The organism is Tissierella simiarum (assembly GCF_018917865.1).
GTDB classification, from domain to species: Bacteria; Bacillota; Clostridia; order Tissierellales; family Tissierellaceae; genus Tissierella_C; species Tissierella_C simiarum.
On the sequence record NZ_JAHLPM010000011.1, the window covers coordinates 21,777 to 38,682 of the forward strand.

General features: G+C 29.0%; 17 protein-coding genes. 14 read left to right on the forward strand and 3 right to left on the reverse strand.

Annotation, left to right across the window (positions count from 1 at the left end; translation table 11 throughout):
- Nucleotides 1-3: 3 nt before the first annotated feature.
- The 6 genes from KQI42_RS13035 (at nt 4) to KQI42_RS13060 (ending at nt 6,197) form a co-directional block, all read left to right on the forward strand.
- The gene (locus KQI42_RS13035; RefSeq protein ID WP_216520468.1) at nt 4-687 is read left to right on the forward strand and encodes a metallophosphoesterase; all 684 of its coding nucleotides are present in this window, start codon (nt 4-6) and stop codon (nt 685-687) included.
- 12 nt (nt 688-699) lie between these two features.
- Nucleotides 700-1,425, forward strand: coding sequence for a glucosamine-6-phosphate deaminase (nagB, locus tag KQI42_RS13040; protein WP_216520470.1), 726 nt, complete (start codon nt 700-702; stop codon nt 1,423-1,425).
- A gap of 14 nt (nt 1,426-1,439) precedes the next feature.
- Nucleotides 1,440-2,600 (forward strand): N-acetylglucosamine-6-phosphate deacetylase, encoded by a 1,161-nt coding sequence (gene nagA / locus KQI42_RS13045; RefSeq protein WP_216520471.1) that lies wholly within the window; start codon nt 1,440-1,442, stop codon nt 2,598-2,600.
- The gene (locus KQI42_RS13050) at nt 2,585-3,133 is read left to right on the forward strand and encodes a class IV adenylate cyclase (RefSeq protein WP_216520472.1); all 549 of its coding nucleotides are present in this window, start codon (nt 2,585-2,587) and stop codon (nt 3,131-3,133) included. Before nagA ends, KQI42_RS13050 begins: the two co-directional genes overlap by 16 nt.
- A 318-nt stretch (nt 3,134-3,451) precedes the next feature.
- Nucleotides 3,452-4,843 (forward strand): TldD/PmbA family protein, encoded by a 1,392-nt coding sequence (locus KQI42_RS13055; protein ID WP_216520473.1) that lies wholly within the window; start codon nt 3,452-3,454, stop codon nt 4,841-4,843.
- A 1-nt stretch (nt 4,844) separates the two neighbouring features.
- The gene (locus KQI42_RS13060; RefSeq protein ID WP_216520475.1) at nt 4,845-6,197 is read left to right on the forward strand and encodes a TldD/PmbA family protein; all 1,353 of its coding nucleotides are present in this window, start codon (nt 4,845-4,847) and stop codon (nt 6,195-6,197) included.
- Between the two features lie 13 nt (nt 6,198-6,210).
- Here KQI42_RS13060 and KQI42_RS13065 read toward each other — a convergent pair whose 3' ends face one another.
- Nucleotides 6,211-6,408, reverse strand: a complete 198-nt coding sequence (locus tag KQI42_RS13065) for a DUF378 domain-containing protein (RefSeq protein ID WP_216520481.1) — start codon at nt 6,406-6,408, stop codon at nt 6,211-6,213.
- 130 nt (nt 6,409-6,538) lie between these two features.
- Between KQI42_RS13065 and KQI42_RS13070 the strand changes: the two genes are divergently transcribed.
- From KQI42_RS13070 to KQI42_RS13105, 8 genes are all read left to right on the forward strand, one after another.
- Nucleotides 6,539-6,730 carry a hypothetical protein gene (locus KQI42_RS13070; RefSeq protein ID WP_216520485.1) on the forward strand — a complete coding sequence of 64 codons (192 nt, stop codon included), beginning with the start codon at nt 6,539-6,541 and terminating at the stop codon, nt 6,728-6,730.
- Between the two features lie 93 nt (nt 6,731-6,823).
- Nucleotides 6,824-8,206, forward strand: coding sequence for a L,D-transpeptidase (locus KQI42_RS13075; protein WP_216520487.1), 1,383 nt, complete (start codon nt 6,824-6,826; stop codon nt 8,204-8,206).
- A gap of 77 nt (nt 8,207-8,283) precedes the next feature.
- Nucleotides 8,284-9,864 (forward strand): methyl-accepting chemotaxis protein, encoded by a 1,581-nt coding sequence (locus KQI42_RS13080; RefSeq protein WP_216520489.1) that lies wholly within the window; start codon nt 8,284-8,286, stop codon nt 9,862-9,864.
- Between the two features lie 37 nt (nt 9,865-9,901).
- Nucleotides 9,902-10,282 (forward strand): DUF2500 domain-containing protein, encoded by a 381-nt coding sequence (locus tag KQI42_RS13085; RefSeq protein WP_246566538.1) that lies wholly within the window; start codon nt 9,902-9,904, stop codon nt 10,280-10,282.
- 185 nt (nt 10,283-10,467) lie between these two features.
- Entirely contained in the window at nt 10,468-12,834 is a 2,367-nt protein-coding gene (gene ppsA / locus KQI42_RS13090; RefSeq protein WP_216520491.1) for a phosphoenolpyruvate synthase, read from the forward strand.
- A 387-nt stretch (nt 12,835-13,221) separates the two neighbouring features.
- Nucleotides 13,222-13,764 carry a sigma-70 family RNA polymerase sigma factor gene (locus KQI42_RS13095; protein WP_216520493.1) on the forward strand — a complete coding sequence of 181 codons (543 nt, stop codon included), beginning with the start codon at nt 13,222-13,224 and terminating at the stop codon, nt 13,762-13,764.
- 11 nt (nt 13,765-13,775) lie between these two features.
- Nucleotides 13,776-14,018, forward strand: a complete 243-nt coding sequence (locus KQI42_RS13100; RefSeq protein WP_216520495.1) for a BhlA/UviB family holin-like peptide — start codon at nt 13,776-13,778, stop codon at nt 14,016-14,018.
- Nucleotides 14,019-14,110: 92 nt separating this feature from the next.
- Complete coding sequence (locus KQI42_RS13105) at nt 14,111-14,563, forward strand: hypothetical protein (RefSeq protein ID WP_216520496.1); 453 nt, start codon at nt 14,111-14,113, stop codon at nt 14,561-14,563.
- Between the two features lie 132 nt (nt 14,564-14,695).
- On the opposite strand, the gene KQI42_RS13110 is transcribed toward KQI42_RS13105, so the two are convergent.
- Both KQI42_RS13110 and KQI42_RS13115 read right to left on the reverse strand, forming a co-directional pair.
- Nucleotides 14,696-16,162, reverse strand: coding sequence for a WG repeat-containing protein (locus tag KQI42_RS13110; protein ID WP_216520499.1), 1,467 nt, complete (start codon nt 16,160-16,162; stop codon nt 14,696-14,698).
- A gap of 64 nt (nt 16,163-16,226) precedes the next feature.
- On the reverse strand, nt 16,227-16,613 hold the full coding sequence (locus KQI42_RS13115) for a hypothetical protein (RefSeq protein ID WP_216520501.1): 387 nt from the start codon (nt 16,611-16,613) through the stop codon (nt 16,227-16,229).
- Between the last annotated feature and the right edge of the window lie 293 nt (nt 16,614-16,906).

Here is a 16,906-nt window from a genome sequence, read left to right on the forward strand (position 1 = left end):
TAAATGATTTATGGAATTGCGGATTTACATTTAGACTATTCGAAAGAAAAACCTATGGATATATTTGGGGGTAAATGGATTAATCATGAAGAAAAAATATTTGATAATTGGATAAGACTTATTAAAGATGAAGATTTAGTTTTACTGCCAGGAGATATATCTTGGGCTTTGAGACTTGAAGGTGCTTATAATGATTTACAAAGAATAGATAAGTTACCTGGAAAGAAAATAATCCTTAAAGGAAATCATGATTATTGGTGGCAAGGATTAAAAAAACTAAATGGATTAAACTTAAAAACCATATTTTTCCTTCAAAATAATAGCTATATATATTATAATACAGCTATTGTAGGAACAAGGGGATGGATTCCTAAAGATAGTGAAGACTTTGATGATCAAGATAAGAAGATTTACTTTAGAGAGTTAAATAGACTTCAATTATCTTTAGAATCTGTAAAAGGAAATGTAGATAAGATAATAGCAATAATGCATTATCCTCCTTTTAATATAGACTTGACTACAAATGAATTTGTATCTTTAATGAAGGAATACAATGTAGAAATCTGTTTATATGGTCATTTACATTCTGAAGGCCATAGGTATGCAGTAGAAGGAAACATAGAAGGAATTGATTTTTATTGTATTTCAAGTGATTATATTGATTTTATTCCAAAAAAAATAGTATAAGGGGGAATACCAATGAAGATTTTGGTAGAAAAAGATTATGATATGATGAGCAAGGCTGCAGGCCAAATAATTAAAGAGGAAATAGCAAAAAAACCCAATATTGTATTGGGACTGGCTACTGGCAGTACTCCTGAAGGAATGTATAAGGAACTAATCAGAATGCATAAGGAAGAAGAATTAGATTTTTCTAAGGTTGTTACCTTTAATCTAGATGAATATGTAGGATTAGATGGAGATCATCCTAATAGCTATAGATATTTTATGAATGATATATTTTTTAATCATATAAACATAAATATAAAGAATACTCATGTTCCTAATGGGAAGGCAGAAGATTTAGGGCAATATTGTAAGACATATGATGAAATAATTCAAGAGGCTGGTGGAGTAGATATACAAATATTAGGTATTGGTGAAAATGGACATGTTGCTTTTAATGAACCTGATGAAGCTTTATCTGTAGGAACTAGTATAGTGAAATTAACAGAGTCTACAATTCAGGCTAATTCTAGATTTTTTGATTCTATTGAAGATGTTCCAAAAACTGCTATAACTATGGGCATCGGAAGTATATTAAAAGCTAAGAAAATTATTTTATTGGCCAATGGCAAAAATAAAGCTAAAGCTATTAAAGAATTATTAAAAGGAGATAAGGTTTCTACACAAATGCCGGCTTCTTTCTTACTACTTCATCCTGATGTTACTATAATAGTTGATGAGGACGCTTATAAAGGTTAATGGGGGGAGATTATGTGAAAACTTTAATTAAAAATGTCAATGTAGTGACTCCTTATGAAATATTATACGGTTTTGCTGTAGCTTTAGATAATAGTAAAATAGTTAATATTGATAAAGAAGATCAATTTAATGAAGAAAATTTTAATAAAGTTATTGAAGGTAAGGGAAACTTCCTTTCGCCCGGATTTATAGATATTCATAATCATGGGAATTCAGGGTATGACATTATGGATAGTACAGAAGAAGCTTTAGATGCTATTTCAGACTTTCATTTAAAAAACGGAGTTACATCTTATTTAGGTACAGTTATAACTTCATCCTATGAAGACATGATAGAGGCTATGAAAAATATTGTTAATTATAAAAATAAAGAAGATAAAGCCCAGATAATAGGAATCCATTTAGAGGGACCTTTTTTTAATATAGATAAAAAAGGCGCTCAACCAGCAAAACATATTAAAAGTCCTAATTTGGAAGAAATAGAAAACATATTAAAAGTAGCAAAGGATAAGCTTAAAATGGTCTCTTTAGCACCAGAATTAGAAGGTGCATTAGATATAATTAACTTTTTAAAGAATAATGATGTAACTGTAGCCATGGCTCATACTAATGCTACTTATGAAGATTCTAAAAAAGGTATAGCTCATGGAATTACAGTTGCTACTCATTTATATAATGGAATGAGAAGTTTTTCTCATAGAGAACCTGGTGTAATAGGAGCTTCCTTGACAGACGATAGAGTGTATTGTGAAATAATTTATGATAGAATCCATTTACATGATGCAGCTGTTGAAATTGCTATTAAAATGAAAGGGCAAGATAAAATAGTTCTAGTATCTGATGCCATGAGGGCTACTGGTTTAGCTGATGGAAATTATGAGTTAGGTGGACAGAAGGTAATAGTGAAAAAAGGAGCAGCTAGGTTAGAAAGTGGAAATTTAGCAGGTTCTACATTAAATTTAAGAAAAGCTGTATATAACATGGTTAGCAAATTAAATATACCAATTCATGAGGCAGTTAGAATGGCTTCTTTGTCTCCAGCTAAGGCTATTAAAGTAGATAACTATAAAGGCAGTATAGAAATAGGTAAAGATGGTGATTTAATTATCTTTGACAAAGATATAAATATAAATACCATCTTAGTTGGAGGAAATGTAGCATGGGAAAGGAACTAGAGGTTAAAGTATTAAATTTAGATCTTAAAGAAATGGAAGAAAAGATAAAAAAAGCTGGAGGAACTTTAATTAGTGAAGAACTTCAAGTAAATACATTAATAGACTCTAAGGAAAAATATATTGAAAACAATTTAAATAGCTATTTAAGAATACGTGAAACAAAAAATAAAACAACTGATGAAGTTAAAGTAACCTTAACCTTAAAGAAGAACATGGATAGAGAAGGAATTAGAGAAAACATTGAGACAGATACTGATATATCTAATAAAGAAGCTATGTTGGAAGTTCTTAAAGCTTTAGGTTATGAAATCGTTCAAAAAGGCTTTAAAGAAAGAACTTCTTATAAATTAGAGAATATTAGATTTGATTTAGATAAATGGGATGAGAAAACTTATCCTTATCCATATATGGAGATAGAAGTAGAGAAAGAAGAGGATCTAGAAAAAGCCATAAAGCTTTTGAATATACCTAGAGAAAACATCTCCACTAAATCCATAGTTGAATTAAGAAATGAATTGAACCTACTATTTTAAAATAGTAGGTTCAATTCATTGTAACAAAAACTAGCTTAATTGAACAACATAGAATAGATTTAATTGTTTTAGGGGGATTCTATGTTGTAGACTCTCCAATATCATTGCTGTTCTATTACTTATTTTATTTTGTGGTTGTTAAGTACAGTAGAACCCCTGCTGTATTTTTCTTTTAAAAGAAGGAAAAAAGCTTTGAGTGTCGAAATAATATAAACAAGTGAATAAGAAATAGATATTTACTGATATTTGTGTTGACAAAAACGTAAAAGGTCGTTAAAATTTATTTAACGTTAAAATAATTTTAAAGGAGGGGTTTGCTTGTTAAGTAATAAAGTGATAGAAAATGTTCTTTATGCAGCTTTATCAAAAGGGGGAGATTTTGCAGAGATTTTTGTTGAAGATAAATATAATACTAATATGAAGCTAGTAGGAGGATTATTAGAAACTAGCATTTCAGGAAGAGACTTTGGAGTTGGTATTAGAATATTTGATAAATTAAATAGTATATACGCTTATACCAATGATTCTTCAGAGGAAAATTTAATAAAGGTGGCTAAAGAAGCTGCTGCTGCTTTACAATCATCAAAAATAGATTTAACTCTTAATTTCATAAAAAATGAATCTAGAAATCTTAGCCCAGTTAAGCTTTTACCTAGAACCATTACTAAAAAAGATAAATTGGATTTAATGAAAAAAGGTTATGAAAGTGCTAAAAATTATGATCCAGTTATTTCTCAAGTTAGTGTAAACTATCTAGATGAAGAACAGAATATCTTGATTGCTAATACTGAAGGATTATTAGCAGATGATAAAAGAGTGAGAACAAGAATAGCGGTCAGTTCTGTGGCTTCTAAAGATGGTGAAATGCAACAAGGATATCATGCACCAGGTGCTTCTATGGGTTTTGAATTCTTTGATAAAATAAATATTGAAGAGGTAGGTAAAGAAGCTTCAAGAATAGCTAAAACTATGGTTTATGCCGAACATTGCCCTAGTGGAGTTATGCCAGTTATTATAGACAATGAATTTGGTGGAGTATTATTCCATGAAGCTTGTGGTCATGGACTTGAAGCAACTTCTGTGGCTAAGGGAACATCTGTGTTTTGTGATAAGTTAGAACAAATGGTAGCATCTCCTTTAGTTACTGCTATTGATGATGGAACCATACCTAATGAATGGGGAACATTGAACATAGATGATGAAGGTACACCAACTCAGAGAAATGTTCTTATTGAAAATGGAATATTGAAAAGTTATTTAATAGATAAATTGAATGGTAGAAGAATGGGAATGGATTCTACAGGTTCATCTAGAAGGCAGTCCTATAAATTTGCACCTACATCTAGAATGAATAATACTTATATAGCTGCAGGGGAATCTACTTTAAAAGAGATGATATCTAATACAGAGAAAGGATTATATGCAAAAAAATTAGGCGGCGGTAGCGTGAATACTTCTACTGGAGATTTTAATTTTGCTGTTATGGAAGGATATTTAGTTGAAAATGGGAAAGTATTAAAGCCTGTAAGAGGAGCAACTTTAATAGGAAATGGAATAAAGGTGCTTGAACTTATAGATATGGTAGGAAACGATTTGGAAATGGGACAAGGGATGTGTGGTTCTATTAGTGGATCAGTTCCTGTTAATGTTGGTCAACCATCTATAAGAGTTAAATCCTTAACAGTAGGCGGAAGAAAGGGGGATGAATAATATGGATTACAAGAAATTGGCTAATGATATATTTGAGCAAGGTAAAGATAAAATGGAAGAAATGGAGATTTTTATTCAAAAATCTAAAGGTATCGAAATAAAAGTTTTTAATGGAGAAATAGACAAATATAGTATTTCCGAAAGTGGAGGTTTATCCTTAAGAGGAATTTCTAATGAAAAAATGGGGTATGCCTATACAGAAAAAATTGATGAAAGCTCTATAGATATGTTAATAGATGAAGCTTTTGAAAATGGAAAATATATAGATTCTCTGGATAAAGAGAATATTTTTGCAGGATCTGATAAATATGAAGAAGTAGATAATTATAATGAAGGCTTAAATAATGTGGCTCTAGAGGACAAAATTGAATTTGTTAAAAATTTAGAGAAAGAAGCTTTAGCTATTGATAATAAAGTTTTTGCTGTTGAAGACTGTGTATATGAGGATTTTGAAAGAAATAGATATTTAATAAATACAAAAGGAGTAGATTTATCGGATAAATCTAATGGTGCATTTTCATATATTTCAGTTATTGCTAAAGAAGGAGAAGATACTAAAACTGGATTAAGTTATAGAATATCCAATGATTTCTCTAAATTCAATTATAAAGAAATGGCAAAGGAAGCAGTAGAAGAAGCTATATCTTTGTTAGGAGCTACTTCTATTAAATCGAACAATTACCCAGTAGTATTTAAAAATCAAATATTCGCAGAGATCATTGGTGCTTTTATTCCTGTATTCTCAGCGGAAGAGGTTCAAAAAGGTTTATCTTTATTGAAAGATAAGATAGGAACTAAATTGGCTAATGAAAAATTGAGTATTGTAGATGATCCTTTCTTAAAAGGAGGATTTGCAACTAAAGCTTTTGATGATGAAGGAACTAAAACTCAGTATAAAAAGATTATAGATAATGGAGTATTAAATACTTATCTACACAATTGGAAAACAGCAGAAAAAGATGGAATTGAGTCTACCGGAAATGGTTGTAGAACATCTTATAAATCCTCATTATCCATATTTCCAACCAACCTATATGTAGAAAAAGGTGATAAAACTTTTGATGAATTAATAGGCAGCATAGATAATGGATTATATATTATTAATGTAGCAGGATTACATTCTGGATTAAATACTGTATCAGGTGATTACTCTCTATCCGCTTACGGATATGAAATAGAAAATGGTAAAATTAAAAGGCCTGTGAATCAAATAACTATAGCAGGTAACTTGTATGAAACATTGATGAATATTGAAGAGATAGGAAATGATTTAAGTTTTACCACAGCCATGGGAGGGGCTTTTGTAGGATCACCTTCAGTTAAAATAAAGTCAATATCGGTTGCAGGAGAATAATTAAAAGGGTAGACTAGTCTACCCTTTCTTTATCATCAAATAAGAACTTAAAGGAATATATTCCTGCCAAGCCAACCAAACCATATACTATTCTACTTAGAGCAGAGGCTGATCCTCCAAACAATGTAGCCACTAAATCAAATCGAAATAAGGAGATTAGTCCCCAGTTCAGGGCTCCAATAATTACAAGTATTAAAGCTAATGTATCCATTAAATCACTCCTTAAACTTTTCTTATAGATATTATTCCATAGTTTTAAATTAATATTCAAATTCTAGTAACCATAAATAACTCTGTATCATAATATGAATTGAGGAATAAATTATGAGGAGGTTATTGGAATGACGGAAGAACTTAATCTAGTTACAACGAAAGGAAGAGGATTTTTCGATTCTTTTGGTGGAGAAGATTCACTTCTGTTCTTTTTTTTAATATTAGTAGTATTCTTCTGTAATTGTGGAATGTTTGATGCAGGAGATGATTCACTACTATTTTTCTTCCTTCTTTTAGTGTTACTTTTCTGTAACTGTTAATCTTACCTATTACTTAAAATCCCGTATAGTACGGGATTTTTTTCGTTAATAGAGGAATAATAAATATGTAAAATTAGAAAAGGAGGCAAAAAGTTGAAAAAGAATTGTTATTTTTTATTTTTAATAGTATGTATAATATTTATTGTTTCTTGTTCACCTAAAACTATTAACAGGGGAGATAATAGAAATAAGATTGTAGAAGAGGAAAAACAATTAAATAAAGATGTACGCTACGACGAAAATTATTTAGAATCAAACATTAACGATATTAATATAAGGGAAGATGAAGATATAACAGAAAGTGCAATAAAGAGAGGTAGTATTGACTACTTGTTATCTTCGAACCAAGATACAATGAAAAATTCTAACTTAGGTATAAGTTTAGCTAATGTTCTTGTAACTAAAACATTTAATTTAGAGAAAAAGAGAAATTTTGATATAGATCTAATGTATAATAAGTATTTAATGCCAAATGATTATATTGTAATAACCGAGGAAAAAACAAATATATATAATAGTCCAATGGAAGAAAGAACTGTTTTAAGTGAAGCATATCTTTATGAAAAGATAAAGGTAATTAATGAATTGGAAGGAAGTCAGATCAATGAAAAAAATATGAATAAATGGTACTCTATAGCTTGGACTAACAAAAATGGAGAATTGTCCTATGGGTTTATTCCTGAAAATGTGGGGTTGCTTCGGACATTTAGGTTTGATAAAATGTATGATTCTATTATAGAATTTGAAAAACAATTAAAAAATAGTAGATATGGATATGTATCTAACTATAAGAACATAAACGGAGCTCCTCCGTTAATCAATAATAAAAACACAGATAAATTCGGTATTAATGCTTATCAAAGTGCTCCTTTATATTATAATTTAAAGGACATGAAAGAAATGAGGTATGTACCTGATGGTATGATAGTATTCATTTTAGATGAATCTAATGAATACTTTAAAGTAAAGATAATGGACTATGAAGGCGAATATTGGATACCTAAAAAATATGTATCTCTTGAAAACAATTTAAATGTTTTATTAAAGGCAGTCGTTGTAGATATTAACAATCAAAATGAAGGAGTATTTGAAAAAAGAGGAGATAGATGGACTTTGGTCTCTTATGGATTAGCTACTACGGGTGTTCAGGGGACATATACTTTCGAAACTCCTGTAGGAAAATTTAAGGTATTAGAAAAGAAAGATAGATTTTATTATTTAAATGATATCACTAAAGAAATTGCTGGGTATGCTCCTTATGGTATTAGATTTGCTCAAGGAGCTTATATACATGGAGTTCCTGTTGAATATATTAAAAGTGATGGAGAAAACATTGATCCAGGACATAAAGAATTCTTATTTACAATTGGAACTGTTCCCAGATCCCATAAATGTGTAAGAAACTATACAAGTCATGCTAAGTATCTATATGATTGGGTAGATACAAACAATACAGGGGTAATAGTTTTTAAGTAATATATGTTTTGAAAATAATAATTTTATGGTACAATATGTAAAAGTAGATAAAAGGGGGAATTTCTATTTTTATACTATTGAAATTATTATTAATGGTTATTTTCTATTGTGTTATTATTTACATTCCAAAAGGAATATATTTTTTCATTACAGTAGGCACATTAATCATATTAGAAATAGCATCATGTATGTATTTAAATAAAAAGAATAAGGTTATGAAGGAAATACAACTGGGGATACAAGAAGTAGCAGAGGGAAACTTATCAAAAAAGTTTAAATCAAATTACAAGAAATATGATAAAATAACTAAAAATCTAAATATAATATTACATAACTACAGAGAGGCACTATCACAAATCACCTATTCTTCACATCAAATTTCCGGAATAACTAAAGATGTAGCTTTATCTACTGAAGGAACAAATCGAGCAATTAACCAAGTTGCTAAAGGAATAGAAAATATAGCTTTGGGAGCAGAAGAACAAGAACATAAATTGATGGAATTATTATCAATGAGTAGTAATTTAGAAAGTATTTCTCAAGAGACCACTTCCGAAAATAAAAATGCTTATGCACAGTGGAGTCAAACAAACCAATCATTTATAAACACGAAAGCAGATTTAGAAAGATTGATTTCAAATATGAATCATAGGGTGTCTAAAAATGAGAAGCTAATTAAACAAACTGAGATTATCTCCAATAATATTGAAGAAATAAACAAAATTGTTGATATGGTAAAAGGAATATCTGCGCAAACTAATCTTCTAGCATTAAATGCTGCAATTGAATCTGCAAGGGCAGGGGAATACGGTAAAGGATTTTCAGTAGTAGCAGATGAAGTTAGAAAATTAGCAGAAATGTCAGCTCAAGCTACTGATAAAATAAATTCCATGATTAAAGAATTTGGACAAGATATAGAAGATCTTCTTTTAAATCTTCAAGATAGTATAGCAAAGGAGCAAGATGATTCTGAATTTATACGGACAACCCAAAACTCTTTTGAAGAAACTAATAATTCTTTAAATGCTGTTAATGATGTAATTAAGAGAATTGATGAAAAAATGGAATTACAATCAAAGGAAATAGTTAAAATTATTTATAATTTAAAAACAATATCTAAAATTGCTGAAGAAGCTGCTTCTGGGACTCAAGAAATATCAGCTTCTATAGAAGAACAAACAGCCATTATAGATGAAATAGATAACAATGCTCAATATCTAGATACCATGAGTAAACAACTTGATACTATTATTACACATCATTCAAAGATTACCATGGATCAAAATACACTAAATAAAATAATTGAGAAAAATGTTGAAATTTTAAATGATATAAGAAAAGAAAAAGATATAAGAACTTTTAATAAAGGTAAACATATACATATATATCAGAATATGATAAAGAGAAATCCTAAGATTAGCTCAATATATTTATATGATATAAAAGGAAGATTGGTGTCTGCCAGTGAAAATATTGAAGATATAGATGTAACAAATAGACCTTGGTTTGTAGAAGCATTAAAAGATGATATATATATTTCAGATTTTTATATTAGTATTGATACTAATAGTTTTTGTTTGACTATTTCAGCACAAATAAGAGATATAAATGATGACTTAAATGGAGTTATAGGTATTGATATTGAAATAGAAAGCTGATATTATAGCAAATATAATTATAGGGTAGGTGACACTTATGTTTAGTCCATTTGATGACTTCATGTTTTCAGCTATTCCAATCTTTGGTTCTATCATTTTTGTAATAGTTATTGTTGGATTTATAGTAACTATTTTTAAATCAATAAAACAGTGGAATTATAATAACGCTCAGCCTGTTCTTAGTGTTGAGGCAAAAGTAGTAGGGAAAAGAGCAGATGTATCAAGGCATCATCATAACAATGATGGTCATATGCATAGTCATACATCTACAACATACTATGTTACTTTTGAAGTAGAAAGTAAAGATAGAATAGAATTTAAAGTTTCTAGTAAAGAATATGGATTATTAGCTGAAAACGATATGGGAAAATTAACTTTTCAGGGTACTAGATATCTTGAATTTGAAAGAGTTAAGTAGGATAAAATAATATAAATAGATTTTATTTAAAATTAATGACGCTCTAAGAGTAAGAACTCTGGAGCGTCATTAATTTTAAAGTAGAAATATAAAAAAATTTATAAAAAAATATTTAAATAGTATAGCACATTTAAATATTTATGTTATAATATATATAAACAAATAGCAATTAGGAGGTTACATTGATGAGTGAATTCAAATACATTAAATGGTTTAACGAAATAGATAAAAATGACATACCAGTAGTTGGAGGTAAGGGAGCTAACTTAGGTGAACTTACACAAAAAGGACTAGATGTTCCACCAGGATTTTGTATTACAGCAGGAGCTTACATTCATTTCATTGATTATGCAGGACTAGATGATACTATAAAAGAATTAGTCATAGGACTAGATGAAGAAAATTCCATAGAACTTCAAAATACAAGTTCTCAAATACAAGATAGAATTAATAAAGCTGAAATTCCAGAAGATTTAAAACTAGAAATCATAAAAGCTTATAAAGAGTTTAGCAACAAAGTAAATCTAGAAAATCCTGAAGTAGCTGTAAGAAGCTCTGCAACAGCAGAAGATTTACCAGAAGCCTCCTTTGCAGGGCAACAAGATACTTATCTACACATAAGTGGAGAAGAAGAACTAATCAACTATGTTAGAAGATGTTGGGCTTCCCTTTGGACAGCAAGAGCAATTTATTACAGAGAGAAGCAAAACTTTGATCACTTTGATGTATCTTTAAGCGTAGTAATTCAGAAGATGGTTAATAGTGAAAAATCAGGAGTAATGTTTACTGCTAACCCTGTAAATAACAATACTGATGAAATGATGATAAATGCTAGCTGGGGATTAGGAGAAGCAGTAGTATCCGGGACAGTAACACCAGATGAATATATTATAAGTAAAGGCAAGAAAGAAATCATAGAAAAACATATTGCAGAGAAAATCTTAATGATAGTAAAAAAAGATAATGGAGTTGGAACGGCTGAAATTAATGTAGGAGATTATATAGGTTTTGATAGCATTAATAAGCAATGTTTATCGGATGAAGAAATAATGAAGTTAGCCAATTATGGTTTAAAAATAGAAGAGATGTATGGAAGTCATCAAGATATAGAATGGGGATTTGATAAAGATACTAAGGAACTTTATATACTTCAGTCAAGACCAATAACAACTATAAAAGGAGAAAATAAAATGAGTGAAACAAAAGAACAGAAAGAATTAAAAATGCTTGTCAAAGGATTACCAGCTTCCCCTGGAATAGGTAGTGGAAAGGTTAAGAATATAAAAGATATTTCTGAAATTTCAAGGGTAGAAGATGGGGATATTTTAGTAACAGTAATGACTAATCCAGATATGGTACCAGCTATGAGAAGAGCTTGTGCTGTAGTTACCGACGAAGGTGGAAGAACTTGTCATGCTGCTATAGTTTCTAGAGAACTTGGGATTCCTTGTATAGTTGGTGCAAAATCAGCAAGTGAAGTGTTAACAGAAGGCATGGATATAACTGTTGATGCAACAAGAGGAGTAGTTTATGAAGGAATAGTAATGAAGGAAGAAAAGAAGGACTCAAAAGAAAGTGCTGCTAATAGTAGTGGAATAGCTTTCAGTGAAGAAATGTTACATCAATTAGCACCAATAACAGCAACTAAGATATATATGAATCTAGGAGAGCCTTCATTAATAGGAAGATATAAGCATTTACCTTTAGATGGAATTGGTTTAATGAGAACAGAATTTATTTTTACAAATATGATTGGTGCTCATCCAATGTATTTAGTGAAGACAGGTCAAGGGCAACTTTTAATAGATAAAATGGCTGAGGGAATAATGCTAGTGGCTCAGGAGATTTATCCAAGACCAGTTGTAGTAAGATTATCTGACTTTAGAACAAACGAATTTAGAGGACTAAAGGGCGGAGACGAAGTAGAGCCAATAGAAGCAAATCCGATGATTGGCTGGAGAGGGGTATCTAGATATATTTCTCCTGAATATGAAGAAGGTTTTAGATTAGAATGTAGAGCTATGAAGAAGGTAAGGGAAGAGTATGGATTAACAAATGTTTATGCAATGTTACCTTTCGTAAGAACTACTTGGGAATTAAAGAAAGTTAAAGAGATAATGGCAGAAGAAGGTCTAGTTCAGGATAAAAGCTTTAAAATTTGGATAATGGCAGAAGTACCATCTGTAGTATTTGAAGCAGAAGAGTTTGCTCAAATGGTAGATGGATTTAGTATAGGAAGTAATGACTTAACTCAACTTGTAATGGGTGCTGACAGAGATTCTGGTATATTAAATAATATGGGATATTTTGATGAAAGAAATGAAGCTGTAAAAAGAGCTATATCTATCCTTATAAAAGCAGCTCATAAATATGGAAAAACAATATCCATCTGTGGTCAAGGACCATCTCAATATCCAGAATTTGCAGAGTTCCTAGTACAAGAAGGCATTGATAGTATGAGTGTAAATCCAGATACAGTAGCTTATACAAGAAGATTAGTTGCTGCAGTAGAACAAAGAATGATATTAAATAAGATTAGAGAAAACAAATAAATATAGAATAAATTATTTTAAAAAGATACTGCTAAAAAGGCAGTATCTTTTTTTATGGAAATTTAAAGACTGTTGGAAAAAGTTGTTTTTATAAAACTTTTAAAATTTTTTATCGTTATGCTATATTTCCTCTTTCGGCAAAATTTTCTTTACGTCTAATATATAATTAAGCTAGAATACTAAAAATATCCAGTAATCCCATCTAAATATATTTTCTCATTTCAAATTTAACTTCTAAATATCTAATGTTTTTGTTAAAATTTCTAAGAATTTGTTTAGTTTATGTAGTAAAAGTATTTACTAGAATTCCATAAAATGGGTTTACACTTTAACTCTTTTTACATCTTTATTAAGTAAATAAATATGATTTCAGAGGAGGTTAGATAGGTGTATGGAAATTGTATATTTGACTCCGTTAAAGAAATCCAAACTAGAGGAAAGAATTATAAATATGCTATGATACAGCTCATAGAACAATTTGAACCTCTTATCAAAAAATACTCAAATCTACTAAGCTATGAAGATAGTCAATCTGAACTAACTCTAGCTTTCATTGAAACAATCTATAAAATTCCCACATATAATGCCAGATTTAAGCAGGATAAATATATCATAAGTTATATAAATAAATCTATTAAAAATACTTATATATCATTATCCAAAAATAGAAACAAAAAATATTATTATGAATCCCCTATTAATTTAGATATAACAGAAGCTTCTTACCAACTAAATATAGAAGACAAGCTGTTTGTAAATGAACTATTAGCATTACTTACAGAAAAGGAAAAGGAAATAATTATTCTAAAATATTTTAAAGAGTATAGCGATATGGAAATCTCTAAAAAGTTTGGAATTTCAAGACAAGCAGTCAATAAGACAAAAAACAGAGCTATTCAAAAAATGAAAAAGTGTACGCTTGTAAGTTAGGAGGTGTTGAATTGGAAAACGAATTAATAAAATTAGCAGCATCTCAAGGAATTTGGGCAACCCTTAGTATTTTTTTAATATTTTATATTTTGAAAGCACAAAAAGATAGGGCTGCACAACAAGCTCAAACAGAGAAAAGCTATCAAGATTTAATAGAAGAGTTAACTAAAAAATTCAATATTATTGGAGATGTAGATAGAAATGTCAAAAGTATAAAAAATAATCTAGAAAAACTAAAAAATAAAAAAGAATAATAGGTTGACATATTAGAGCCAAAAACATCTTTATTATACGAATACAAAAATAACCGGTTATTTTGTAGAAAAATAGAAGAGGAGAGGATATTGTGAGTTACAAAAATAAAGTTTCTGATTATGGGGTTTATGAAAGAATTCATCGTGATATGATGTTTTCAAAAAAAGAAATAGGAGATATGGGTAAAAGTGTCAGAGATATGAAGCGAGACCTAAGAGATAGAAATAGAGATGGTGCTTCTAGAGGCCTTAGTAATTTTCTTTTAACAGCATTTGGATTCTCACCTACAACAGGTACATTAGCCGGAGTGATTAGTGTACTAATGGATATTCTTTTTGATGATAATTCTACAATAGCATTATATGAGAACTTATCAGAAACTCATGAAAGATTGTTCGATGTTTATACTCTGATGGATGAGAGGGAATATATACATTGTAGAGCTGACATAGCAGTATTAGTAGTAGATGGTGTTGAAACACCTTTTGGTTTTAGAGAAACTGGTTTTGAAACTAAAAGTGGTCGATGGATATTAGCAGAATAATAAATGGTAGATAAGATAGTTAAAGGCTTGTTGCAAAAAAATTTAATAAAATAGTTCAAAGAATCATAAGAAACACTCTTTTCTAGTTAGCTAGAAAAGAGTGTTTTACATAATAAATCAATTAAAATAATTCTACATCCTATTTCCATTTCTATCTAAATAAAAATATTTTTCATCTTTAGCTACAGGAATCCAACCTTCAGAAAATTGTCCAATATGATCATAAATAGGTTCTAGTACTATATTATAATTATCGTCTATAAGACCATATTTCTCATTCTCTTTAAACATATAGGCATTTAGACCTATTGATTTAATTAGAGGTAATGTAATTGAACCGTTAGCTTCAAAAGAAGGTAATTTCTTTATTTTATTACCTGCCTTGTCAGCTAAGAACCAGCTTTTATCAATCCGTAAAAGAAAATATCCTCTTTTGTCATAATGAATATAATCATAATTAGGTTTAATAATCATTTGTCCATCTTTATTTATAGCTCCAAACCTTTTATCTTTCTTTATAATGGCAAAATCAGAATAGAAATGAATATAATTATCATATTTAAAGGGAATTATAACACTTCCTTTTATGTCAATAAGACCATAGTTTCCTGAAGTATATTTGTCTTCATATAATTTTGCGATTATATATTTATTTTCAGAGTAAGTTAATTTACTGTATAAAGGTTCAATAACAACTTTTCCATTTCTATCTATACATCCAAATCTTTTATTGTCAAAGTCTACTATAGCTAAGTCATTAGTAAATGGTTTTGTAAAAGTGTATTTATGAGGAATGACTAAATCTCCATAGGTATTTATAAATCCCCATTTTCCGTTAAACTTTACTGCTGCTAATCCTTCACTAAAATTATCAGCATCTTCATATTGGATTTTTACTATTTCTACTCCATTTCTATTAATAAATCCGAACTTTTGTTCATTTTCCACCATAAGTGGCATATTAGTATTACTATATTTAATGTCTGTATATTTATGTTCTACTATAGTTTCTCCTAGTAAATTTAATATACCATATTTTCCATTTAAATCAGCTATTATCATATTGTCGTTGGTAAAAATTCTTAAGCTATTATATATAGGTTCAATATATACCTGATTAAATAAATCTATATAACCTTCTTTATCATCTTTTACTGTTATAAATCTATCCCTATCCACATATCTAAGTTCGTCATAGATAGGTTCTATTAAAAAAATTCCGTTTCTTTTATCTACGTATCCATATTTATAGTTTTTCTTTATTACAGTATAGTTGGAGTTATCATTTTTTATTGAATAATCATCTATATCATCAAATGTAGGATTTATAAGATATTCACCTTTTGCATTTATAACTCCCCAAAGTTCTTCTACTTTTACCCATGCCTTTCCATTATTAAAATTATTAGCTAGGTCAAAGGAAGGTTTAATTATAAAATCTCCTTTAGTATTAATATATCCATATTTACCATTAACTTTAACTGCTGCTAACCCTTCTGAAAATTCTTTGGCATCTTCATACTCTTTTATAGACTTATCACAGGAGACTAGACATATTAGGGTAATAGAAATTAATAACATGTAGAAAAGTTTTTTCATAGAATCACTCCTTAAAGATTTAAATATAGAAAAATGAACAGATGATTTATTCTTCTTCCTTATACTAAGGTTTATCAAAGGTAGTTTTAATAACTGCATAAGAAATATTGAATGGAAGCACTGAAGCTTTAATGTGATAATTTTGATATATAAATGATGTTATCAATAATATGTATGCACCTATAGTAGTATATTTAAATGGTTTTGAGTAGATTCTTTCTTCATCATCCAGTATAGTAGATATTCCTAAATATAAATTGTATAAATATATTAGTATGATAAATATAGTTAATGGAGTATGAGTGAAAGTTATTATTTCTTTAGAATTTATAGCTTTGTACATAATGTTAGTAGTTTCTACGTCTTTGTTAGTAAAAAATATTGATAAAATATAGAGCATAAAAAATAGACTTTGAATTATAAGAAATGATCTTTTATCTTTTATAGACACATTCTTACCTCCTATTTTACAGTATAACATTTATTATATTTATATTCTAAATATCCTTTCAATCACAGGAGAATAAAATATAAATAAATTTTTTTCATACAATAATATCCCTTTACCATATTATAACATTGAAGAAAGTGGAAAACAAATATTTTGCATTAAATCCATATATATGCAATAAAGTGTTAGAAATTATATATCCTAATGAATTTAGCATAATATATAATCAACATAGAAAAAGCAGAAGTCCTTATTATTACTAGCAGAAAAGGACATAGATATGAAAAATTAGA